Consider the following 25012-nt stretch of genomic DNA (forward strand, 5'->3'; position numbering starts at 1 on the left):
ACTCATCGCTTTCTCCAATCCCATGTTGTCATTCTTTAGCTGTCTATTTGTGTTACTTAATTATACAAAAAAGTACCCTACAGGTAGACTTTTTTTAATGTCTACTTTATAGGGTACATTTTATAAACTAAGCGTTTTTTAAAGTAGATTAATTATTTCTTACAAGCAATGCACAGCATTCCACATGAACAGTGTGTGGGAATAAATCAACTGGTTGCACCACTTTTAACGTATAACCAAACGGCTCTAATTCTTTAATATCCGTTGCAAATGTATCTGGATTACATGATACGTAAACAATTCTTTCTGGTTGCGAACGACCAATTCTTCTCATTACTTTCCCACCTGCTCCTGAGCGCGGTGGATCTAGAAGCAATAGTTCTGGTCTACCAAAGGTTTCTAGTACTTGAGCTAGTCCATTTCTTGCATCTTTTGCTAAGAACATCGTGTTATCAATGCCATTGTCACTTGCATTTCGTTTTGCAGACTCAATAGAAGTCTCGACAATTTCAATTCCAGCCAGTTTTTCTACCTTGCTTGCAAAAGGAAGAGAGAAGGTTCCTACTCCACAGAATAAATCAATCATGCTTTCTGTTTTTTTAGGCTCGCCCATTTCTACTGCTAAATCCACTAATTTTTGCGCTTGAGTAGGATTTGTTTGGAAGAATGTATCAAACCAAATTCGGAATTTATAGCCATCCATCATATCATAAATGAAATCTCTACCTGCTAGTGTATGACTTTTTTCTGATTGTGTACGGTCTGCCCAGTCCGTGTTTTCAAGCCACATTAAGCTTTTTACTTGTGGGAATTTTTCTGTAATACGGGCAATTAGGTTATCTACTGCTGGCTGAATAGGGGCTTTTGTTGCAAAAATAGCTAGCATCATTTCTCCAGTAGCAAAAGATTGTCTTACCATTAGGTGACGTAATAATCCTTCATGTAGGTCTTTATCATATCCTTCAAGACCAAATTCTTTTACCCATTGAGCAATTTCCATTGCTGCTTCTACCATTTCTTCCCCTGCAATTAAACATGTTTCTAAAGAGATAATTTTTCTGAAGTTTCCTTGCTCATGCAAGCCTAGTGAACCATCTTTTGCAAATGTAAATTCCATTTTATTACGGTAACGCCATGGGTTGTCCATGCCTATTGTATCGCGAACAAGACTTGTATCAAAACCTTGCTCTCCAATAACATGCTTCACATGCTTTGTTTTTTCTTTCAATTGTCCTTCATAATCCCAATGTTGCCATACACAACCACCACATCGATCAAAATGTATACAAGGTGCAGCTACTCTTTCTGGATGCGCTTCTAATATCTCATCAGGCATTACTTTTCTTCTACGTCTCTCAGGTTGATCTACTGTTACACGAACCTTTTCTCCTGGCAATGTTTGTGGAACAGTTAATTTCAATTTCTTTTTATTTCCTAATTCATTCTCTCTCCAGACAACTCCTTGTCCAGCACCCTTTTCATCTACTCTATCTATATCAACAATCCATGTTTCTTTTTGCATTGTGGTCAAAAGCCTGTTCCTCCTGTAAAAAAAATTTATCTATATTTATATAGTTTATTTGTTGTTCATAAATTTACATACTTAAATAGTATATAAGAGAATGGCGTTTAATGAAATCATTTATTTTTGGAAGATGAAAATTGATACTATCCATTTTAACCAAGTTATACTATCATTCATTCCAAATTATAGATCATTAAAACCCCTAGTAAAGGGAAATTCCATCCTTACTAGGGGTTTATAATTGAATTAATTATAATAATCCTACCATTCTTAACCCATTTACAATTCCATTGTCATCTACAGAAGTTGTCACATGCTTTGCAACGGCTTTTACTTCTTCCTCCGCATTTCCCATGGCAACACTATTTTTAACTGTTGATAACATTTCCAAGTCATTAAATCCATCTCCAAATGCATAAACACAATCAAGTGGGAATTCTAATTTTTCGATAACTTTTTGAATACCTCTTGCCTTTGAACCACCTTTTGGTAATACATCTACAGAAAGAGGATGCCATCTTACAAAATCGAAATGATCAAATGCCTCTTCATACTGCTTCTCTTCACCTTCCGCACAGAAAAGCAGTGATTGATATAAATCTCGACCTTTGTAGTAATCCGGGTCATGTGTTGGAAAATGATTAATTTTCAATGTTTGTATACTTTCATTAATATAAGCATGCTCTAGAACATTCGCTTTCATGTCTTCATGATCCATATACACAATTGGATGATCATTTAGAAGAGCAGCAGCAGTTAGTTTTTCAAGCGATTCTAAATTCAATGGATTGGTATGAAACACTTTTCCTTCAAAAACAATGTATTGTCCGTTATAGCTAAGATATGTATCGATTTCCAGTTCTTCTCGTAATTCCTTATACATAAATGGAGCACGCCCTGTAGCAATTGCTACAATATGCCCAGCTTCCTTTAGCTTAAAGACAGCTTCTTTAGCTGAAGCGGGTAAGTTTTTATCATGATCTAACAATGTTCCGTCAATATCGAAAAAGATTAGGCTTTTTTCAGTCAACGTAATACCTACTTTCTAAATTTGTTATTGGAATAAATTATGTATTCTTCCATTACCCTACTACATGCTAACTGGTAGTTCAAGAATTCAAGCTACAAATTTTCTTTCTTTTAATTATGTAAGAGGTGTTTAGGTATAAATTTTTGGTCAATTATTGTTAATTTAGATTTTCATCTATACTATAATTTATGAAACGGGTATCAGGTCAAGGAAGAATTATTATTGTTGTTTTAGAACTTTATGAAAAAATATTTTATATTAAGGGAATGAACTTATTTGTAAGCAAAAAATTTCCCAAAAGCAACTTTTTTTATTAAAATTAAATTAATCTTATCTTAAGATTGAAAATATACTATATAAATACGTATTATTTTATTCCAAAAAGAGGTGAATGAAATGTTTAGAAAGATAATTAAATCCCTTACAAATATGTCCCGTAGTCATAGCGATAGAGGAAGGCATAGAAGACATCGTAGCTATAGTAGTAGTGATCGTGGATATCATCGTGGCCGTAGAAGCTATAGCAGCTCTGACCGCAGAAAACACAACCCATACGGTGGAAGTTCTTACTACAAACGCCGTAAATACAGCAGTAGCTAAAATAATAACCTAAATAAAAAATTCTTGTACCCTAAATTAGGCACAAGAATTTTTTTATTTTACTGATTCTATAGCAGCTTGTAGATCATTATGTATCATTTCAATGTTTTCATACTCTTTCGTAATGCCCAATAATCCTTTTAACAAATATTCTAACTCGGGAGTCAACGTTAATTCCTCAAGCCAGCTCTTCTTCCTACTCTTTTTACCTGTATAAAGGGAATACAACATGAATAATATCATTTGTCCAAAATCAAAAAAGTCGTCTTGTTTGCGATTATGGATCTCTTTTACTTCTTGTGCTGATAATTTCTTTGCTAGCCCGAAATCGATTAAATACAGCTTTTCTTCATTCAAAATAACATTTGGTGGACGAATATCTGTATGAAATATTAGATGAGAATGCAAGTAATTCATAATGTCCAAAAGTTTACACATTAGTAGTAAGGTCTCTTTCTCCGTAAACTTCCCGTCTTGAAAAAATAATACTTCTTCAATATTATCTCCTTTTATATATTCCATTACATAATAATATTGATTTTCCCAGTCTAAATCCTGGATAAATCCCGGAATGGCTGGACAATCTATACTCATAAGAAGTTTTCCTTCTTCCTTAAAGCGAATTTGTTCTTTTGTTTTCTTTTTTTTACTTGGGCGAAGTTGTTTTAAAACAAATTTTTCACCTTTTGTATCTGTACATAGATAAATTATGCCATATCCACCTTTTCCTAAACATTTAATAATTTTATATGTGCCTATTATCGTACCAGGTTTATGTATCGTATCAAAGATCCATCTTGTAAGATGATTCCATTTCATTTTCTTGCTCCTCTATACAAATTGATAAATATATTTTAGCATAAAGACAGCAAAAAACACCGACCCAAAAGAATCGGTGTTAGCAAACTAGTTATTTAGCAAATCGATGATTACCGATTGTTAGGGTTACTTCTCTTGATGTAATCCATTCACTTTTAGCTGTTTTTGGATTATAGAAGTATAAGGAACCATTGCCACTTCCACCTAATGCAATTGCTTCATTCACAGCTCGTTTTGATTCTGCATCAGCTGGTTTATTTATTTCTCCATTCTGCACAGGAGTAAAGGCATAATATCCAGATGATTTTTCATTTACAACTCCACTAATAGTATTAGGGAATAAATTACTTTTCACACGGTTTAATACAACAACTGCTACAGCTACTTTTCCAGCATAAGGTTCACCTATTGCTTCTGCACGCACTAAACGTGCTAGTAAATCTTTTTCTGCTGGTGTTACTGTTGCATTTGGTAGAATCATAGTTTGTCCAGTTATAAGTGCTTTGCTTTTATTTGCCTTCATCAAATCACTTACAGGCACGCCAAATCCCGTTGCTACCTTCCAATACGTGTCACCTGATTGAATAGTGCGGTTTGTTGCTGCTTCTGTTTGATGAGTAAAAGTAAAAGCTGAAATAGATACCATTAATCCAGCGGCTACTATCAGTTTCTTTAGTTTGTTTTTCAAATGAATCCCTCCTAGTAGTCGTTCGTCTACTATTAGACTAGCAAATGTAATATAGTCATTCATCGACCAAAAAATGACATTTACAAGAATAGTAGAGCAAACTACTGAGAGACTTAGCTTTATTATTAATGTGGAAAATTCATCCATAGTATAAAAGATACCAAGAACAAACTCAGATGGATTAGTCTGGATGTATTATTACAAAAATGAATATTCATATTACAAACTCCATCTAATATACTTGCATATTTATTTCACTTCCATCAAGATAAAGATAGTTTTTAAGAAAAGGTGTGAACATCATGAAAAGAGTTTTATTATTAATTCTCCTACTTTTCATCATAATTGGAGCAACTATTTACTATAAAAGTAAAGAAGAAGTGGTGGAAGTGCAAGAAGTAAATCCTCAAACCATCCATGTTTCATTATCTGGAAGCGATGAGAATGATGGAAGTGAAGAACATCCATTTAGAACACTGAGTAAAGCTGCAAAAGAAGCAGTAGCAGGAACAACTGTTTACATACATGAAGGAACTTATGAAGAACCATTAGAAATTCTACATAGTGGTACAAAGAAAAATCCAATTGTCTTTCAAGCATATAAGCAGGATAAAGTCATCATTAGTGGTGCTAAAATGGAAGACAAGGAAGAAGATATTGCACTTGTTTCTATAGATAGCAAAAACTATATCTCCATAAAAGGACTCATTCTTCAAGATTTAACAACGGAACTAGAGAATGCCACCACCATGGGGTTATATGTTACTGGTTCAAGTAGTCATATAACTATAAAAAATAATACCATCAGAAATATTCGCACTTTACATAATGACGGAAACGCACATGGACTTGCAGTATATGGAACTGAAGGTGTACAAGATATAAAAATACAGAATAATATAGTAGAAGATTTAAAACTCGGCTGGAGCGAAGCATTAGTTATTAACGGAAATGTAGAGGACTTTACAATAGAAGGAAATACAGTTCGTAACAATGACAATATTGGAATTGATGTAATAGGCTATGAAGGTACAGCAAGTAAACATGACTATGCACGAAATGGTCAAATAATAAATAATAAGGTGTACAATAACTCTTCTTATGGTAACCCTGCATACAGGGACGCATATTCGGCAGGTGGTATTTATGTCGATGGAGGTAAGAGTATAACCATTAAAGAAAATACTGTTCATGACAATGATATAGGTATCGAAGCAACCTCTGAACATGATGGGCAATATGCAGAGGATATCACAATAAGTCATAATATTGTTTATAAAAATGTATACACTGGTATCTCCATTGGAGGATATGATGAAGAGCGCGGGGGTACAAAAAACTCCATCATAACTAAAAACATTCTGTATCAAAACGATACAAAAGGTTTAGATGGTGGGCAATTATTACTTCAGTATGACACTAAAAATAATACTATCGAGAAAAATATACTGACTAGCAGTTCTTCTAGTTTGTTTATCGTCAATTACTTTACGAAGAATGAGGATAATACACTTCTGCAAAATATTTATCATAAGGAAGAAAAGAAAAAAGGAATTTGGGTGTGGAAAGAGGAAGAATATGATAACTTTGAAGAGTTCAAGATCGCTTCTAATAGTGATAAAAAATCTCAATATATTGATCCAAAATATGAAGATGCTGAGAACGACCATTTTCAGCTAAACTCTGACTCACCAGTTTCTTTTTAATTCTATCTAAATAGGAGGCTAATAGATGCAAGTTAGAAATGTACAAATAGAAGATCTAGAACAACTATATTTTCTTGAAAACACGGGATTTACACCTGACGAAGCAGCCACAAAGAATGCGTTTCTTCACCGTATTCATACTATTTCCGATACATTTATTGTTGCAGAGGAAAATGGGATGATTATTGGATATATAAATGGTCCTGTCATTTCTGAACCTTTTATTACCGATGATTTATTCAAACAAACCTTACCAAATCCCCCTAAGGGTGGGCATCAATGCATTCTTGGGATTGTTGTTCATCCCAATTATCAAAACTTAGGGATAGCAAGTTTATTACTGGCTGAAATGGAAAAAAGATCGAAACTACACCAGCGTTTAAGCATTACCCTTACCTGTAAAAAAGAGCTAATCTCATTTTACGAAAAAAACGGCTACACAAACCAAGGAGTAGCAAGCTCCCAGCACGCAGGAGTAGTTTGGTATAACATGAACAAGGGACTGGAAGTTTAATACTCCCAGTCCCAAATTAGTCACATTTTAAGAAAAAGCAAGAAAAAGCACTGCTATAAAAAACAGAATAACTAAAATATAGAAAATAGTAGACACAATAAGAACAATCCAACCTAAAAGTTTTCTATCTGTTCTAATTAGATAGATACCCAGTGCAATAGTCCCAAAGAAGAAACCTAAAATCCCCCATAATACAGGACTCTTTCCATATTTTTTTGAATCAATAATTAAATATACAGTAATTAATATATTTATTGCCCAAGAAAACAAAGCTTCCATCTATACATTTCACCCCTCTTATTAAATTCATCATAATACAACAAGGAAAAAAAATATAGAGATTTTCTATAGAATGATTCAAAATAAAAGCCTATATTACTGTGTTTGACTTTGATTAGTTGTAACCGGATTTAATTACTTGTCTTTCTATATTCCATCTGTTTTTTAAAGACCTTTTAATTTCTTACCCTTCCAAGTGCTTCGCTAAAGGAAGTAGTAAAAAAACTATGTGCTTTTCTTCTTTCTTCTTTCTTCTAAAGGTATAACTTTTGTTCTTTTATAAAGGTTGTTTTGTAGAGAATGTATGTTGTGGTTATTTTGTATTTGTATAATACGCAGCAATCATAGAGGATTTTACTTTTAATATATACTCTTTATTGTTTTTCATTTAAGTACTCAAGCACACTTTGATGCTGTTTTTGCACATTTACCACTTGAGTTATTTCGCTACTTAGCTCCGCTTTCGTTTCATCCAGCTTCTTCATTAAACTACCGTAATAAAAAGCAGTTTCTTTTCTAACTTCACTTAGTTCCATACTAAATTCCTTTTGATTATCCTCAACTACAGTTAATCGTGTTTCCACTGAATTCATCTTAGTTTCCATCGAATCCATTTTGTTTTCCATTGAATCCATCTTAACTTCCATCGAACCCATCTTGGTTTCCATCGAATCCATCTTGGTTTCCATTGAATCCATCTTAACTTCCATCGAATCCATCTTGGTTTCCATCGAATCTAAGCGATTAAGTATTTGTTGTAAGATTTTCTCCATTTCATTCACCTCCATTCATATCCTATTCTACCTCTCCTTATCTTTGTTGTCATCATACAACCAAACGAAAACAGAAAATAGACAGCAAAAAGTGACAATTTTCATCATGTCCCATTTCGCTGTCTTCCACTTATCTTTAGTATTAATTTTTCATAATAGAAGCATCATAAATGGATGTGACTGCATTTTTTAATACTTTATTAAATTCCTCCTCTGACTGCTTTACATTCAAGTCTTCACTTAACGCCCTAGAAAAACTAGCAATTACTCCTACGTTTTGTTTTAATTTTAGATTTGCTTCTTCTCGGCTATAACCTCCAGAAAGAGCTACTACTCGAACAACTCTCGGGTGCTCTGTTAATTCTTTGTATGTGTTAGCGACAGTAGGAATCGATAACTTTAGCATCACATTTTCTTTTTCAGTCAATAGATTTAGGTGATGTATTAATTCTTCTTTTAAGATAACCTCTGATTGTTCTTTATCCGCACTTTGAATATCTACTTCCGGTTCTATGATAGGTACAAGTCCAGCTTCGATAATTTTCTTCCCTATATCAAATTGCTGCTTAACTACTTCTTTAATACTTTCTGGATTTGCCACTTTAATAACAGACCTCATCTTCGTTCCAAAAACATTCCGCTCCCTTGCACGATGAAGTATAGCATCTAAGTCTGGTATAGGATTCATTAACTGCACTCCGTTAGAAAGCTCCGCTAACCCCTTATCAATTTTCAAGAAAGGTAAAATCCCCTTCTCCTCCAATAGATAATCCGACGTATACATTCCTTCTATTTTGCTATCCATTGTTTGCTCAAATAAAATAGCTCCAAGAATATATTGAGAATCGAAGGCAGGTGCAGTGATAATTCTTGTACGCATTTGGTGTACAAGATCAAACATTTCCTCCTCTGTTGAGTAGGCATCCTCTGTTACCCCATAATTTAACAATGCTTTCGGTGTACTACCACCACTTTGATCTAGCGCAGCAATGAATCCTTTTCTATTTCTCATGACACTTAATAAATCTTGCATGTAGTCCACTCCTTTAAAAGAGATTTATGTCTTCTTATATGGAGTATTTACTTTTAATAGGAAGTTAAAACATTTATCTACTTTAACAAAGGACGAACCTTTCAAGATATATAAATCTTGAAAGGTTCGTCCTTTGTTCTACTATACTTTTAAAAATTATTTTGTATACTCTTCCTCTTCTTTAGCTGACAACAATCTAGTAGCCTCACCAATTGTTCCATCCTGAAGATTCCAAATGTCATTATGATCTTCCACCGCGTTACTGAAATCTCCTGCAGACCATCTTTCTAAAATACTTATGTATAAGTCACTCTCATCATATTCAGCACTATTCTCTTTCACAACTGCAAGAATCCGATCAATTTTCTCTTGAGTTGGTACAATATAGCCCCATTTTTCCTCTGCATGTACTTTTGTATGACTCATTTTATGAATGACATCTTGTACATCTAACTCTGACATGTCACTAGGGTATTCTAAAGCTAAATCTTCAGCAGTTTCTGTTGCTGATTCAGTAGCAACCTCTTCTTTCTTTCCCTCTCCTTCTATTCTATTCTCACTAGTAGGATTAGGAGATTCTTCCTCACTAGAAGTACCCGTAACATTCTTAGCTGCATTACTAGTAAAGTATATGCCAGCTCCAATAATAAGCATAGCCAATGTAATACTAATAAATTTAATTTTCATCGTAACCTACCGTATATGTATGACCTGATAATTCATTATGATTTTTCTTCCTGTTAATAACATTCTTTAGTATTCTCTCTGTATAATTTACTTTCATTTGTTTCCCCACCTTCTTACTATTTATAGCATAAGTACTGATGTAAATGCTAGTTCGGAGATTATATAATCATATGATAGTATATTGTTTTTATATAAATTCTATATTATACTACTATTCGATTTCCCCTTTCATTTTCCCTCTTTTTGTTTTATCTAGAAGGTTTTATAATTGTGAATAAGAATCCACTACAAATTATCTTTAGTTAAATTACTTCCGTCATCCACTTTAAAAATGCTATGATAATTATAACTTATCTAATTGATCAACAGGAGGAATTTTACAATTGAAAAAAACAGTAATGGTAGTAGCTGCAATTATTGAAAATGAGGAAAATGAAATATTATGTGCTCTTAGATCACCACAAATGTCGATCCCAAATAAGTGGGAATTCCCAGGTGGAAAAGTGGAAAAAGGAGAAGATATATATACTGCTTTAGAGAGAGAAATTAAGGAAGAATTAGGCTGCGAAATAAAAGCTGAAAGCCTTTTTCATGAGTATACTCATGAATACGAAACCTTTATCATCACATTAATATGTATTAAATCTATAATAGTTAGTCAAACACCAACAGCTAGTGAACATTCTAAATTAATATGGTTAAAGAGAGAAAATTTAGATTCATTAAATTGGGCACCAGCCGATGTTCCAGCAGTGAATATATTGATAAATGAAAAATAAATGTCTAATAATCCATTAATTTATTAGTAATGGATTATTAGACTAGGTACTTAGTAAAAATAAATACTAAGAATAAGATGAATGAACTAGAAGTAATCGATAGTATTATTACCACTTATATACATTTTGATTTTACAAATTTTACTCTTAATTATTTTTATATAATAGATTACCTAAAGTTAATTTTTACTCTTCTACTAAATAGTGATAAATATCATACTGAACAGGGTGCTCTAAAACTAAATTCATCGTAACTACAGATAAATAACTCCCTTTTCCATCAGACATTGTTTCATTCTTCACACTCTCTTCATCAATATCCACTTCACCCAAGTAATAAAAATCAGTACCTTCTCCATCATCTTTTTTAGTAAATAAATGAATTTTCATCCCTGATTCTTTATATGATAATATATTCTTTACTTCTTTAGACTCAAGGGTTAAACGATTACGAGTGAACCATCTAAATAAATCAGGTGCTAAAAATTCATCTCCGTACGCTTGACTTGTTTCAACCTCATCCTTTTTATGGTATGTAACAAAGATTGGACATGTATTATGTTTTGCACGATAACCATAAATAGTTGATGAATCATCATGTGGCCAGTTTAATAAACGACAAACATCTCTACGGGAATACTTTTTAAATAACGTCATGGCTTTAGATTTATCGTATTTTTCATTTTTAGAAAATGCACACCTAATTATATCCTCAATAAACCCTTTAAAATATGAATCTCTCAAACTTTCTTGGATTTCCATATTAAATTGGTAATGACCATTAATCAACTCAATAATTGGTTTAAACTTATATTTTTTCACATCGCTTTGGACATGGAACTTTAATGAGAACATATTCTCAATCGATTGAATAGTTGCATCATCTATATATGTACCAACTTTTTCAAGTTCATTAATATAATCATTTTTAGAAATAGATTCATTAGCAAGCAATATCTTTATTAATAGTATTTCGTGTATTCTTTTTCCATTAATAAACTCTTTTGAAAACATATTTATAATTGATTGTTCATACTCAGTAAGAGAAGGTACTGACTCTTTCATCTTCAATAAGAAATTATAATAGTTATCGGAATAACCTATAATCACCTCAGGATCAATAGAGTTTTGTTCAATGAAATTAAAAAGATTAGGGATATTTCCTAAACGATTCTTCATTTCTATATAAGCATCTCGTAAAATTTTTAAAGTCGATAAGTTTGTATTATTTATTGCATTAAAAATTTGTTTCTTAGCGATTTCCTCAAAATTCACTGTTGAAATGCCCTGTATATAGTTAGTATTCACAGTTCTTCGTCGAACGTTGTCTTTGTTCATTGTTTGATCCCCTGAAAGTGCAATTGGAATCATGTAGTTATTTTTATAGTTACCGATAAAATCAATAATAGAGACATATTCTTTTGAATTATGTTTACGTAAACCTCGACCGAGCTGTTGTATAAAAATAATACTCGATTGTGTTTGTCGAAGCATTACAATTTGATTTAAGAACGGGATATCAATGCCTTCATTAAAAATATCAACTGTTAATATATATTCAAGTTCTCCACTACTCAATTTTAATATCGCTTCTTCACGTTCTTCCTGTGGACTGTCACCCGTTAAACCAATAGTTTTTAACCCCTCAAGGTTTAACATAGTTGACAGTTCACTAACCTCAGCTTTTGAACTACAAAATATTAAGCCTTTTACACGATCACCTGAATATCCATAATAATTAATTTTCTCAATAATATGTTTAACTCGTTCATTAGAAACTAATCTTCGGAGCTCTGTGGCATCATCAATTGTTTCCCCATCTTTTACATAATCTAATACACCAAAATAATGAAAGGGACAGAGCATATCCTCTTCAAGTGCTGCTTGTAGCCGAATCTCATATGCAATGTTGTAATCAAATAACTCATAAATATTAAATCCGTCTGTACGCTCAGGAGTCGCTGTCATACCAAGTAAAAACTGTGGATCAAAATATTTTATAATTTTCAAATAGGATTCAGATCCTGCTTTATGTACTTCATCTATTAACACATAATCAAAATGATCTTTGGTAAATTGTTGTAAGTACCCTTCTTTTGAAATTGTTTGGATAGTTGCAAACAAATATTTGGCATGAAAGTCTTTAGAGTTACCAGAGAGAATACCAAAATCATCTTCATGTCCACCGAGAATCTTTCGATAATCTTGCATTGCCTTCTTTAAAATTTGCTCTCTATGTACAATAAATAGTAATTTACCAGGAGAAAAGTTTCTTACATCAAAAGCTGATAAATACGTTTTACCAGTTCCTGTTGCAGAGATAATTAATCCTTTTTGAGCTCCAGTTGCACGAAGTGACCTTAATTGTTCAAGTGCGGTTGATTGCATTTTGTTTGGCTTAATCGCTAAACTATCAGCGAGTGCATTTGATAAATATTGAGTATTTAACTCTAGTGTATTAGAAGTACCCTTCTTAATAAAAGGTTGTAATTCATAAACTTTTTTATAATTAGAAATCCATTCTTCATTTAATATGTATGCTTCTTGCCATGCTTCTTCAAATTGATTTTTAAAATGATTAATGATTTCTCCACTTTCTAAAGATGTTAGAAATATATTCCATTCGTAATTTGCTTTTAATGCACTGTCTGTTAAATTAGAACTACCTACAATTAAAGAGTAGTACTCTTGATGTTCAAAGATATAACCTTTTGAGTGGAAACCTTTTTCACTAGTTAAACGTACTTCCACGTTTTCAAGCTTAAGAAGCTCAACAAACATATTTGGCTGATTAAAATTCAAAAATGTTGAAGTTAAAATACGTCCTTTTACCCCTTTTAGTTTTAAATCAAAAAGCATTGTTTTTAAAGTCGCTAAACCACCCTCAGTAATAAAAGCTACTGAAAAACTAAAGGTTTTACATGTTTTCAATTCTTGAAGTAAGGTAGATAACACTGTTTCGTGATACTTATTTGTTAATAGTTTTGGCTTAAATTGTGCCGAGACTGGTTTAGTTTGGTCAATAAATCCCTTGTAAATGGAATTTTCTATTTGTCGAATTAGTTGCTGTTGTTCCATTTAAATTCACATCATTTCATTCAAATTGTAAATTTTTTCATTTTTCTCTTATAGCCCATATAGAACTAAAGAAAATTCTTGTATTGTCATATCCTCTATTTTCTCTTCCCATACATTTCTCTTACAAATCAATTAATGTAATTTAAACAAAGAATATCCACTAGCTCCTATTAAATACCTGGTTTATGAATTTTACTTTTACGTTTTAGACTATCATTTATCACCATCCCTTGTAGCTATCTTTAAGTCTATTATTAATTAATTGTGTAGTATAGCTAGAAAACACTCTACATAATTTTACATTTTTCTACAGTTTTATACTAGTTTTGTTTTTTTATAAATTAGTACTATTTATATTATGATTAACTCTTTTTCCTTAATTGCTTATACTACATTTGCATAACCAATCTCATAGAAATTATATATTAGAAGTTGTATGAGTACACTTGCAACCACAGCTAATCATAACTAAAGAATACTTGATAAGGGACATACTTCATTCTCTTCCCTTGTTCTAAAATGATCATTGGTGGCTTGACTTAAAATTCACTTTTACCTTCCTACCATTTAATAAATAAAGGATATTAAAAGTTTAAAATATCCCTACCAATTTATACCCATTAATATCCTTTTTATTGGTACAATATAACTATATCAATAGATTGGAGAGAGTATTATGGTTGCAATTTTAGTACTATTAGTAGTCATCGTTATTCTAAAACGTTCCTATCCTAAGGTAAAAGGAGCAATAGGTGAAAAAAAGGTTAATGGAATTTTATCGAATCTTCCTTCTGATACATATAGAATTTGGAATGATCTTTATGTTCCTAATAAAAAGAAAGGAACTTCTCAAATTGATCATGTTGTCCTTACTAACAATGGATTATTTGTCATTGAAACGAAGAACTATCAAGGCTGGATTTTTGGCCATGAGCAAAGTCAGTATTGGACACAGAGTATCTATAAAAGAAAAGAAAGATTTCATAATCCTATTTGGCAGAATTATGGGCATATCCGAGCTTTAAAAGAGCTTCTGCAAGAAGATCTACCAAATGAATTTCCTATTTACTCCATCATCGTTTTTAGTGACAAAGCAACACTTAAATCTACCTTTGAAAATGCATCTGTTATTAACAATAAACAACTACTATCAACTATAAAGGAATTAAATTCAAACATTTTTTATGAAGCTATACCCTTAAAAAGTATGATAGAGAAGATTACCAAATATGCCATTACAGATAAGAAACTCAAAAAACAGATTTCCAAACAACATATAATACAGATTAGAGAAGATAGAAAGTTAGATTCGCAAAAGATCAAACAAAATATTTGTCCACGATGTGGCAGTTCTTTAGTTGAAAGGAAAAGGAAAAACGGGTCTTTTATTGGGTGTAGCGGATTTCCAAAGTGTCGGTATACTCGTTAATATAACTTATAGTATCAATATTCTACTTTCTGTACTTTGACACAAACTAAAAGCTCTAACATCTCTTAGTTATGTGTGTTTGACCTATTCATGTCCTTCAGATAGCACCTCCTTCTATAGTGAGATAAAGTGATTAAAAAAGCATCTTATCCAAAATTGAAGAGAGTTTTTTTATAACATGCTATAAGTTCTCTGGCCCCCAGTATAGTGTGGGTTCTCTAAAACATAAAAAAGACCCACAACTTTTTTCAAGCTGCAGATCTGTTTTAATTACTTCATCTCAACCCCAACCCCAAAATGATCCGAAACAATCGGAGTTACTCTCCCATCAAAAATAGTTTCATAAGATTGAACAGATAGATGACTAGAGACAAAAATATAATCAATTCTTAGCAAATCGTTATTATTTTCCCAGCCATCTATTTTTTTGACAACCGTATATTCCCCGTTTTTATTAGTGGCATCCAAATAAGCATCTTTAATAGATGTATGTTCTGAAATGACCGTATATCCTTCTTTCTTAATATGGGCTGGATTATTAAAATCTCCCATTAACAATACATTCTCTTCTTTATAGGGTTCCCATGCTTTAACGAGTTTCTCCCATTGATAGAGAAATGGATAACTTTCTATCTCATCCTGCCACCAAGAGAAATGCAAGCCATAAACATAATAATTTTCACCATTTGCTTGAATAGTAACTTCTAGTGCTTTTCTTGTACGATAATCGCTATAATCATCTGAGCGTGAAAGCAATATTCCTCTTGCTTGTTTTATTTTAGATTTAGTTAGAATGGCAATTCCTTCATCATACTTGTCATAACCAATATGATTTGGAACCCAGCTCCAATAATACTCTAATCCATTTTGCTTCAACTCTTGTTGAAGAAGAAATGCAAAGTTATCTTCTTTAATTACAATATCTTGGCTTGCTGAAATGTAGAATGAATCTACATACGCTTTCTTAGCATTCATGGATTGATTTACTTCTTGCAAGGAAATAACATCATATTCCTCAGCAAGTAATTGGTCATGAATTGCTGAAAGCTTCTCTAATGGATTCTCTTCCATCCAACTATGGGTGTTTAACGTTAATAATTTCATTCGTTTTGCTCCAAATAATCATTTATATCAGATTTCAAAATATCTGCTTTTGGACCATAGATAGCTTGAACTCCTCCATCTTTCTTAATTAACCCCATTGCTCCTGCAGATTTCCATGATGATTCATTACCAACTTTATCTATTTCCTTTACAGAAACACGTAAACGAGTCATACATGCGTCAACATCCAAGATATTTGTTTTACCACCTAATAATTCTACAATCTCTAAAACTTGACTATTTATAGTTGCCGCATTTTCTTTTCCTACTGCTGTTTCTGCTAAAGAAGTATCTGCGTCATTTTCATAATTGCCATTACGTCCTGGTGTAGCAAAATTAAATTTCTTGATCATGAAATTTGCGATGAAATAAGTGAGCACAAAGAAAATAACACACACAATCACAAAATTTAATACATCTCCACCAAGTCCTGCTTTGAAAGAGATTGGTAAACGTGTCAATAACTCTAAATTACCAAAGGAATGTAATCGTAAATGGATAATATCAGCTGATGCAAATGCTAATCCTTGTAAGATAGAATAAACAAAGTAAAGTGGTGGTGCTGCAAACATAAACATAAATTCTAAAGGCTCTGTAACACCAGTTAAAAATACAGCAACAGCTGCTGAGAAAATCATTGATTTATACTTTGTTTTCTTATCACTATCCACATTGCGGTATATTGCTAAAGCTACTGCTAAAAGGATTGCGGTTGCACCAATCATTTGTCCAACTTTAAAACGTGCTGGCGTAACAGTTGAAAGCAACTGATTATAGGCAGTAGAATCACCAGCATTTTGTAAATTAACTAAATCACTTGCCCATGCTAACCATAGCGGATCTTGACCAAATACTTCTTTTCCAGCCATTACACCTGACATAATAGTATACGTTCCACCTAATGACGTATAGTTAATTGGAATCGTTAACATATGATGTAAACCGAATGGAATAAGAAGACGCTCAGCCATACCATAGATAAATGGAGCAAGTACTGGAGCGCTTTCACTCGAGGTCGCAATCCATAATCCGAATTGGTTAATTCCAGTTTGAATAGTTGGCCAGATTACAGCTAATAGTAAAGCAACAATAGTAGACCATACAATCACAACAAAAGGCACAAATCTCTTTCCATTAAAGAAAGATAATGCATCAGGTAACTTTCTAAAATTATAGTACTTATTATAAACAATAGCTCCAACAAAACCAGAAATGATTCCAACAAATACCCCCATATTAAGTGCAGGTGCTTCCATAACACTAGTAAAATATCCATCTACCAATATCTTCGTTCCAAATAATGTGTGAGTAAATGCTCCTTCCTGTGAAAGCATCTCGTTTGTAACACCAAAAATGGATCCTGTTATTCTATTAATGAGTAAAAAAGCAATACCAGCTGCAAATGCACCCCCTGCTTTTTCCTTTGCCCAAGATCCACCAATAGCTAATGCAAATAGTATATGTAAGTTACCAATAATTCCCCAACCGATATTTTCTACAACGCTTCCAATCGTGATAAACATAGAAGCATCAATCATAGCTATTAGCTTTCCTATGCTAATCATAATACCAGCCGCAGGCATTACAGCTACCACAACCATAAGCGCTTTTCCGAATTTTTGCCAAAATTCAAATGAGAACATCTTTTTCATTATTTTACCTCCAATTTCAATTCAATCGTTTGCACTAAATTCAACTTTGATTATAGTGATATATCAATGTTTTTGCAAGCGTTTTATTACATTCTCTATAATTTTTATCGTTATTTACGCAAACGATTGCATTATATTAGTATTTACTATTAAATACTGCATAATTAATAAGGAGAATACATAATAAAAAGGCACGAGAGAATGCTTCAAACTCGTGCCTTTAAGAAAGAATATGTTATATCTCTAGCCTACTATTCTAGAACTGTATTCTTTATATAATCCCCTGCTCAATCATCGCGTCTGCAACCTTGACAAACCCAGCAATATTAGCACCTACAACTATATTGCCTTTAGTAGCATATTCTTCTGAAGCCTTCATACTTTTAATATATATATCTTTCATAATGTCTTGCAGCTTTCTATCTACCTCATCTTCTGTCCAAGCAACTCTAGCACTATTTTGCGCCATTTCTAAAGCAGAAACTGCAACTCCTCCTGCATTAGCTGCTTTTGCAGGCGCAAATAATACATTATGCTCAAGAAAAGCGTCAACTGCTTCTAAAGTTGAAGGCATATTTGCTCCTTCTCCTACTGCTTTTGTTCCATTGGAAATTAACTTTTCTGCAGATTCCTTATTCAACTCATTTTGTGTTGCACATGGTAAAGCTATATCACAAGGAATTCCCCAAATACCAGTATAGCCTTCTTCGTAAGAGGCACCTGGATGTGCTTTTACATATTCATAAATTCTCTTATTATCCTCTTCTTTTAAGCGTTTCACCGTATCTAGATTGATTCCATTTGGGTCATATATATAACCATTAGAATCACTACATGCAACTACTTTTGCTCCTAATTGCATCGCTTTTTCCATTGCATAAATAGATACATTACCTGACCCAGAAACGACAACTGTGCTGTTTTTAAAACTTAATCCTTGAGCAATAAGCATTTCTTCAACAAAGTATACTAATCCGTATCCAGTTGCTTCTTTACGGCCTAAGCTTCCACCATATCCGATTCCTTTCCCCGTTAATACACCTGCTTCGTATGCCCCTTTTAATCGTTTGTATTGGCCAAACATATAACCTATTTCTCTTGCACCTACTCCGATATCTCCAGCAGGTACATCGATATCAGGACCAATATGTTTGCTTAATTCTGTCATGAAGCTCTGGCAAAAACGCATAATTTCTAAATCAGATTTACCCTTAGGATCAAAATCAGATCCACCTTTACCTCCACCTATTGGCTGGCCAGTTAAGGAGTTCTTAAAAATCTGCTCAAAACCAAGGAATTTAATAATACTCGCATTAACAGAAGCGTGAAATCTTAAACCACCCTTATAAGGTCCAATAGCACTGTTAAATTGAACACGATAACCACGGTTTACTTGTATTTTCCCCGAATCATCTACCCAAGGAACTCTAAAGCTAATCATTCGCTCTGGTTCCAATAATCTTTCTAAAACACCATGTTTGATATATTTCGGATTTTTTTCGAGTACAGGAACTAAAGAATCAAGAACCTCTTTAACCGCCTGCTGGAACTCTCCTTCGTGTGGATTACGCTCTTGTACACTATTAAATAGATGTTTCATGTAATCTTCCACGGTTTGTGTGTAAATCTCTTCTTTCTTCTCCAGCACTTTCATTCTCTTCAGCCCCTATATCAATTAATGTTAGAAAATTCTCTTTTCTTAAATTTGTTTTTATTTTATAATTTTATAATTAATAGGTACAATACTAATTTCGAAACAAATTCATGCGAATTTCGCATCAATAGGGAGAATCAGCAATGGAAATGAGGCAAATTCAATATTTTTTGGAGGCAGCAAAAAGAGAACATATCACGGAAGCAGCAGATGTTTTGCATGTAGCACAATCATCAGTTAGTCGACAGATTGTTAATTTAGAAACAGAATTAGGAGTGGAACTTTTTATAAGGGAAGGGAGAAGTGTAAGATTAACCCCCTTAGGTAAAGTGTTTTTTGAACGTATGAAACAAGTGTGGAGTATGATGGAGGATGCGAAAAGAGAAGTGGAAGAATCATTAGATCCTGAAAAAGGAACAGTAAGAATTGCCTTTCCAATCAGTATGGCTGCTCATACTTTGCCTTCTATCATTTATTCTTTTCGCACCAGATACCCAGAAGCTAAATTTCATATGAGCAATGCCCTTTATCACGACCTTATTGATGGTGTTATTAATGGTACATTTAATTTGGCCATGATTGCTCCAATGCCAAATCGAGAAAAAGAACATAAAATTGAAGGTTCTACATTATTTACTGAAAATATTGTTGCACTTCTCCCACTTCACCATCCATTAAGTAATCAAGAAACAATTCGTTTACGAGACCTAAAGGAAGATCCCTTCTGTGTGCTGCCTGAAGGCTTTGTATTTCGAGAGCAAGTTGTGCAAGCTTGTCAGGAATTAGGTTTTTCTCCACAGATTGCATTTGAAGGAAAAGATATTGATGCACTTAAAGGATTAGTATCAGCTGGATTAGGAGTAGCCTTGATGCCTGAGATGACGCTAGTCGATAACACACCACGTTCAACGTGCGTCATTCCCCTTTCTGATGCCAATCTCACTCGAACAGTAGGTGTAATCTATCCAACCCATCGTCAACTGCTTCCAACAGAATCATTATTTTATGATTTTCTCCTAGAAACGTATGAAAGATTAAATGAGTTTCGGAAGTAAGGAAGCGTAAAGATGCTTTTCCTTCTTTGCATTTATAAGTAAAGAATATAGTAGCTGTCACTAAATTCTTTACTTATAATCCTTTAACCTATTTTGTTATTCTTATCTTTAGTTCCTTAGTAATCTCTGTCTGAGAATGCTTAACCAACATATTGGTGACTCCTGATTTTATTGCTTGAATAGAAATACTATTATTATCCATTTTAGTCATATTTATTAAATCTTGTTCTTCTAACTCCCATGTAAATGGTGCATCAACTGTAATCCAATCAGGCTTTAAATGAGCATCAATGGTTTCGCTCTCCCCTACTATTAGCGTTATATATTCCGAACTCACAACAATGCGCTCGACCTCATTTTTCTTAGGGCGTTCACGCGATGTTGAAAATAAATGATAGATATCTAATGAAACAACCTTTACTTTTCCACCTTTAGTGTATAGCTCAATGCCATTACTCGTAGGTTGAGAATAAATTAGGTTAGTAAAGGCATATTCACCATCATTTATAAACACTTCAACAGAGGATTCGTCAATAAAGCCTCTAATTTTTATTCGCTTTGTTTCAGGAGTAAAGGTCGTTGAATGACGATTCCCAAACTGGAATGAGTTACCATTGCGATCGAGCAAAGTTGTTAGCCCCGCATTAGACCTATCAAGAAATAATTGATGACTCTTGGTATCAAATCCTATAACAGTATTCTCCTTATCCGATTGACGAACTCTAATTCCGAATTCCTCCACATCATCCCACTCGAGTACAGCCTCAAATTCATAATTCACACCAGTAAAATCATCAATAGGTTGTTCGCCTTCGACTACCATTGAATTCACAGAAATATGATCAACACGTAAACTTTCCAATTCACTTATCGGTTCCTGAAATAATTTAATATTTCCATCTTCGACTGTCTTTAGAGATAATTGACGAGGAATAGATATAGAACCCTTCCATGGGTCAGTTGGAGATTGGTAAGGGTATCTCCAATTTGCCATCCAACCTAACCATATTCTTCGACCATCCTTTTTCGGGATGTCTGAAAAGGATTGTGCAGCATAAAAGTCTTGGCCATAATCTGTTGTCAAAATGGTTTCTGGAGAATTATCATTTATAAACTGTGTTCCGTCAAATTCTCCAATAAAATATTGTGCTGTTGAACCATTTGTTACTTCGTTATCTCCAACACTGACATGGAGTAGCCATTTACGATTATTTAAATCGCCATCCACCGGTAATTCGAATAGATCTGGACATTCCCATACAGCTACATGTGATCCTTCCATATCCCCAAATTGACTTTGAAACTCCCAGTCAATTAAATTATCAGAATTATAAAAAGCCACACTTTGATCGGTAGAAACAACCATTACCCATTTATTTGTATTTTCATGCCAAAATACCTTTGGGTCACGGAAATCCTTTATTCCTGGGTTCGCAATAACTGGATTACCTTCATATCTTTTCCACGTTCTTCCGTTATCTGTGCTATAAGCAATACTTTGAGATTCGCCACCCTCTGTATTTGTATAGATGGCAACTAAACCCGCTTTCCCATCAAAAAATCCTGTTGAATCATTCCAATCAACAACAGCACTTCCAGATAACGCTTGCCCTAAATAATCATGTTCTAACGCAACCGGTAAATGCTCCCAGTGCAGTAAATCCTTACTTACTGCATGTGCCCAATTTCCATTTTTTTGATGGAATAAATGATATTCTCCCTCAAAATAGATTAGTCCATTTGGGTCCGCTAAATTTCCTGTAGGTGTTGAGAAATGATACTGAGGACGATACAACTCTGTGTAATAGTTTGAAGTGGCAGCTTCCATATTATCTGGTCGTAATGAGTCCAAAATTTCACCATCCTTCCCCATTTGTATGATACTACATCCAGTTAAGAACAATATGGCAAATAAAACAACTATTAAGATTCTTTTAAGAGCCAAGCTATATTCTCCTCCTAACTTGATTTCTCACACCAGTTAGTTTACTTCAGTTCTTAGATGCTTCAAGATAAATTCTTCTATTTGTTGGAGAGTAGGCATGGAAGGAATTCCCCCTCTATGCTGTGCGACATATGCACCCATCGCATTTCCAAAAGTTAAAATTTGTTTTAATGTCTCACGTTTTATATTTTGAGATAATAAATCCCTCTTTAATAATTCATAAAGTATTCCAGCAAAAAATGCGTCCCCACATCCTGTTGTATCAATAGCTTTCACTTTCATCCCTGGCACATACACTAATCCATCTTCTCCGTATGAATAGCTTCCTTTATCTCCCATCGTCACAAAGAGCAGCTGTAAATGGTATTTTTCATACAATTGTTTCGCTCCAATAGAAATATCATTTGTGCTAGTTAAAAATTCTAATTCCTCTTCCGAAACCTTCACTATATTCGCAAAATGCATGATAGCTTCTATTTGTTCTTTTGCATCAGCTAAACTTTCCCATAGCAGTGGCCGAAGATTTAGATCAAAGGAAATTATTTTATCATGTTGTTTAGCACATTTTAATGCATATAATGTGGCTTCTCTTGATGGCTCATTTGTCATGGAGATAGAGCCTACATGAAATATCTTCGTCTTCGAGAGTAAAGATAAATCGATATTTTCCTTCGCTAGCATCATATCTGCACCTGGTTGTCTATAAAAGGAAAAGGAACGTTCTCCCTGCTGATCATTATGAACAAACGCGAGTGTCGTTTTTGCCTCAGAATAAGTAATTCCATTTGTTTGAACACCTTTATCATTTAAAGTGGACACTAGTAATTCGCCAAAACGATCTCTTCCTATACATCCAATAAACTCAGTGCATATCCCTAACAAGGATAAAGAAACTAGTACATTTCCTGGAGCACCACCTGGATTTGCAACAAAAATTGGATTACCATATTCATTTTCTCCCTGAGAAGTAAAATCAATTAAGATTTCACCCAATGCTACTACATCAGTCATTTCTATATCCCTACTTTTCTATGTTATTTTTCAATAGCATTATTTACAATTAATCAAAAATAGTGCATGAATGGATATCATGTACTTTAAAATGACACTTTAATCAGTAATAACCCTGCCTTTTCGATAACAGAGATAAAATAGCCAGAGGCATAGATTAACTCAATCCTCTGGCTAAATTTACATGTTTCTTAATTTTCGAAAGGAACGAATACCTTTCCACATACTAGATTTATCTTTCCCTCAGATGCAAAAAGAGATATTCTTTTGCACGCTTTATCTGGATAGATTAAGCTTGTTAATGCTTGTTCTCCTTCATTTATAAATAATTCTAAGGAAGATGAATCTATAATTAATTGCAGATGAATGCGATTTGATTCTCTGAGCTTAACCCTTTGCAACTTAGGGAAATTATCGGAAAAATCAATCACCCCAGATTTTTCGCGATTTAAACATAGTTGATTCTCTTTTGGATCAATAGTAATCGTAGTATATTGAGTGTCCGTATGCTGTATAGTAAAACCATATTCATTAGCATCCAAATTCTCTAATGTTAGTAATATCTTTGTGTAGTTTGCATTCACTTCAAAAATATTGCCTTCTCTTTCTGAAATGATTGTTTCCGTTCTTTCTTCTTTTATCTCAAAATATGACTCTATTTCTCTTACTACATTTTGAAGGAGATGATAATCGCCATTTATCTCACACAGCTCAAGTTCTCTTGGAAGGGTCATCTGACTTCTCCACCCTTCTGTTGGAACTTGATTTGCATAGCGCCAATTACTCATCCAGCCAAGATATATTCTTCGTCCATCTTCTTTAGGAATATCGGAAAAGCTTACCCCTGCATAGTTATCTTTCCCATAGTCTAGCCATTTTATATCCTCATGCTCTGGTATGAATCTCTCTCCATTGAAAGAGCCAACGAAATATTGAGTGCGTGATCCTGTCTCAAATTGAGGATTATCGCCAATGCTGACCATAAGTATCCATTTTTTTACGTTAAGGTTCTTTATTGTTAGTTCAAATAAATCTGGACATTCCCATACTCCATCATGAGAGCCAACATGTTCCCCAAATTCACTTTCAAATTTCCAATCTTTTAAATTAGGGGATGAATAGAACGAAATGGTTTGTCCTGTAGCTAGAACCATTATCCATTTGTCCGATTCTTTGTGCCAAAAAACTTTCGGGTCCCTAAAATCTGATTTAAATGGGTGACTAAGTACAGGATTACCATTATATTTAGTCCATGTTCTTCCCTTGTCGAAACTATATGCTAAACTCTGTGTTTGAACTGCCTGATTGCCAATTTGCCCCTCCCTATGATGAGTGAAAATAGCCACCAAACCTGGTTCTTCTGAGAAGAAACCAGTTGTATTATTCCAATCCACTACAATACTGCCCGAGAAAATAGTCCCATTCTCATCCGGAAATAAAGCAATATCTAATTCATCCCAAACTATTAAATCCTTGCTGACTGCATGGCCCCAATGCATGGGCCCCCAAATACTATCATTAGGATTATGTTGATAAAACAAATGATACTCACCTTTAAAAAATACTAAACCATTCGGATCATTCATCCAGTTTCTCTTAGGAGAATAATGCAAAGCTGGCCTATATTTTTCTAGTTTAGTAATCTTCAATT

Annotated in this window: 21 protein-coding genes; 6 read left to right on the plus strand and 15 right to left on the minus strand. The window is 33.6% G+C overall.

Annotated elements, in window-relative coordinates; translation table 11 throughout:
• Window positions 1–148: 148 nt before the first annotated feature.
• Together rlmD and F9279_RS18900 are read right to left on the minus strand one after the other, a co-directional pair.
• Window positions 149–1522, minus strand: a complete 1374-nt coding sequence (gene rlmD / locus F9279_RS18895) for a 23S rRNA (uracil(1939)-C(5))-methyltransferase RlmD (protein ID WP_413463230.1) — start codon at window positions 1520–1522, stop codon at window positions 149–151.
• Window positions 1523–1775: 253 nt separating this feature from the next.
• Window positions 1776–2555 (minus strand): Cof-type HAD-IIB family hydrolase, encoded by a 780-nt coding sequence (locus F9279_RS18900; protein ID WP_152115856.1) that lies wholly within the window; start codon window positions 2553–2555, stop codon window positions 1776–1778.
• Between the two features lie 396 nt (window positions 2556–2951).
• On the opposite strand from F9279_RS18900, the gene F9279_RS18905 reads away from it, so the two are divergent.
• Window positions 2952–3155 (plus strand): hypothetical protein, encoded by a 204-nt coding sequence (locus F9279_RS18905; RefSeq protein ID WP_152115857.1) that lies wholly within the window; start codon window positions 2952–2954, stop codon window positions 3153–3155.
• 54 nt (window positions 3156–3209) lie between these two features.
• Here the strand turns inward: F9279_RS18905 and F9279_RS18910 are convergent, their stop codons facing one another.
• The gene (locus tag F9279_RS18910; RefSeq protein ID WP_152115858.1) at window positions 3210–3974 is read right to left on the minus strand and encodes a serine/threonine protein kinase; all 765 of its coding nucleotides are present in this window, start codon (window positions 3972–3974) and stop codon (window positions 3210–3212) included.
• Between the two features lie 91 nt (window positions 3975–4065).
• Window positions 4066–4620 (minus strand): cell wall hydrolase, encoded by a 555-nt coding sequence (locus F9279_RS18915; protein ID WP_152115905.1) that lies wholly within the window; start codon window positions 4618–4620, stop codon window positions 4066–4068.
• 344 nt (window positions 4621–4964) lie between these two features.
• On the opposite strand from F9279_RS18915, the gene F9279_RS18920 reads away from it, so the two are divergent.
• Window positions 4965–6368, plus strand: a complete 1404-nt coding sequence (locus tag F9279_RS18920) for a right-handed parallel beta-helix repeat-containing protein (RefSeq protein ID WP_152115859.1) — start codon at window positions 4965–4967, stop codon at window positions 6366–6368.
• Window positions 6369–6393: 25 nt separating this feature from the next.
• Entirely contained in the window at window positions 6394–6882 is a 489-nt protein-coding gene (locus F9279_RS18925) for a GNAT family N-acetyltransferase (RefSeq protein ID WP_152115860.1), read from the plus strand.
• Window positions 6883–6909: 27 nt separating this feature from the next.
• Here F9279_RS18925 and F9279_RS18930 read toward each other — a convergent pair whose 3' ends face one another.
• The 4 genes from F9279_RS18930 to F9279_RS18945 all read right to left on the minus strand — a co-directional run bounded on the left by F9279_RS18930 (window position 6910) and on the right by F9279_RS18945 (window position 9654).
• On the minus strand, window positions 6910–7161 hold the full coding sequence (locus tag F9279_RS18930) for a hypothetical protein (RefSeq protein WP_152115861.1): 252 nt from the start codon (window positions 7159–7161) through the stop codon (window positions 6910–6912).
• Window positions 7162–7535: 374 nt separating this feature from the next.
• Complete coding sequence (locus F9279_RS18935) at window positions 7536–7934, minus strand: hypothetical protein (protein ID WP_152115862.1); 399 nt, start codon at window positions 7932–7934, stop codon at window positions 7536–7538.
• A 142-nt stretch (window positions 7935–8076) separates the two neighbouring features.
• Window positions 8077–8967 (minus strand): fructose bisphosphate aldolase, encoded by an 891-nt coding sequence (locus tag F9279_RS18940; RefSeq protein WP_152115863.1) that lies wholly within the window; start codon window positions 8965–8967, stop codon window positions 8077–8079.
• A gap of 156 nt (window positions 8968–9123) precedes the next feature.
• Complete coding sequence (locus tag F9279_RS18945) at window positions 9124–9654, minus strand: DUF6241 domain-containing protein (RefSeq protein WP_152115864.1); 531 nt, start codon at window positions 9652–9654, stop codon at window positions 9124–9126.
• A 383-nt stretch (window positions 9655–10037) separates the two neighbouring features.
• Between F9279_RS18945 and F9279_RS18950 the strand changes: the two genes are divergently transcribed.
• The gene (locus F9279_RS18950; protein ID WP_152115865.1) at window positions 10038–10433 is read left to right on the plus strand and encodes a (deoxy)nucleoside triphosphate pyrophosphohydrolase; all 396 of its coding nucleotides are present in this window, start codon (window positions 10038–10040) and stop codon (window positions 10431–10433) included.
• 186 nt (window positions 10434–10619) lie between these two features.
• Here F9279_RS18950 and F9279_RS18955 read toward each other — a convergent pair whose 3' ends face one another.
• Window positions 10620–13511, minus strand: a complete 2892-nt coding sequence (locus tag F9279_RS18955) for a DUF3427 domain-containing protein (RefSeq protein WP_152115866.1) — start codon at window positions 13509–13511, stop codon at window positions 10620–10622.
• Window positions 13512–14187: 676 nt separating this feature from the next.
• Here F9279_RS18955 and F9279_RS18960 point away from each other — a divergent pair.
• A complete protein-coding gene (locus tag F9279_RS18960; RefSeq protein WP_152115867.1) occupies window positions 14188–14940 on the plus strand; it encodes an NERD domain-containing protein in 753 nt (250 codons plus the stop codon).
• A 270-nt stretch (window positions 14941–15210) separates the two neighbouring features.
• On the opposite strand, the gene F9279_RS18965 is transcribed toward F9279_RS18960, so the two are convergent.
• From F9279_RS18965 to gdhA, 3 genes are all read right to left on the minus strand, one after another.
• Window positions 15211–16044: an endonuclease/exonuclease/phosphatase family protein gene (locus F9279_RS18965; RefSeq protein ID WP_152115868.1), complete on the minus strand. Its 834-nt coding sequence runs from the start codon at window positions 16042–16044 to the stop codon at window positions 15211–15213.
• Window positions 16041–17696, minus strand: coding sequence for a PTS transporter subunit IIBC (locus tag F9279_RS18970; RefSeq protein ID WP_226793699.1), 1656 nt, complete (start codon window positions 17694–17696; stop codon window positions 16041–16043). The genes F9279_RS18965 and F9279_RS18970 overlap by 4 nt, the downstream gene beginning before the upstream one ends.
• A 271-nt stretch (window positions 17697–17967) precedes the next feature.
• Window positions 17968–19350: an NADP-specific glutamate dehydrogenase gene (gene gdhA / locus F9279_RS18975; RefSeq protein ID WP_152115869.1), complete on the minus strand. Its 1383-nt coding sequence runs from the start codon at window positions 19348–19350 to the stop codon at window positions 17968–17970.
• A gap of 143 nt (window positions 19351–19493) precedes the next feature.
• Between gdhA and F9279_RS18980 the strand changes: the two genes are divergently transcribed.
• A complete protein-coding gene (locus F9279_RS18980) occupies window positions 19494–20405 on the plus strand; it encodes a LysR family transcriptional regulator (RefSeq protein ID WP_152115870.1) in 912 nt (303 codons plus the stop codon).
• Between the two features lie 88 nt (window positions 20406–20493).
• Here the strand turns inward: F9279_RS18980 and F9279_RS18985 are convergent, their stop codons facing one another.
• From F9279_RS18985 to F9279_RS18995, 3 genes are all read right to left on the minus strand, one after another.
• Window positions 20494–22350 carry a glycoside hydrolase family 32 protein gene (locus F9279_RS18985; RefSeq protein WP_226793702.1) on the minus strand — a complete coding sequence of 619 codons (1857 nt, stop codon included), beginning with the start codon at window positions 22348–22350 and terminating at the stop codon, window positions 20494–20496.
• A 36-nt stretch (window positions 22351–22386) separates the two neighbouring features.
• Window positions 22387–23361 carry a carbohydrate kinase family protein gene (locus F9279_RS18990; RefSeq protein WP_152115871.1) on the minus strand — a complete coding sequence of 325 codons (975 nt, stop codon included), beginning with the start codon at window positions 23359–23361 and terminating at the stop codon, window positions 22387–22389.
• A gap of 191 nt (window positions 23362–23552) precedes the next feature.
• Window positions 23553–25010, minus strand: a complete 1458-nt coding sequence (locus F9279_RS18995; RefSeq protein WP_152115872.1) for a glycoside hydrolase family 32 protein — start codon at window positions 25008–25010, stop codon at window positions 23553–23555.
• Window positions 25011–25012 lie beyond the last annotated feature (2 nt).

Source organism: Bacillus sp. B1-b2, from assembly GCF_009183415.1.
Lineage (GTDB): Bacteria > Bacillota > Bacilli > Bacillales > Cytobacillaceae > Niallia.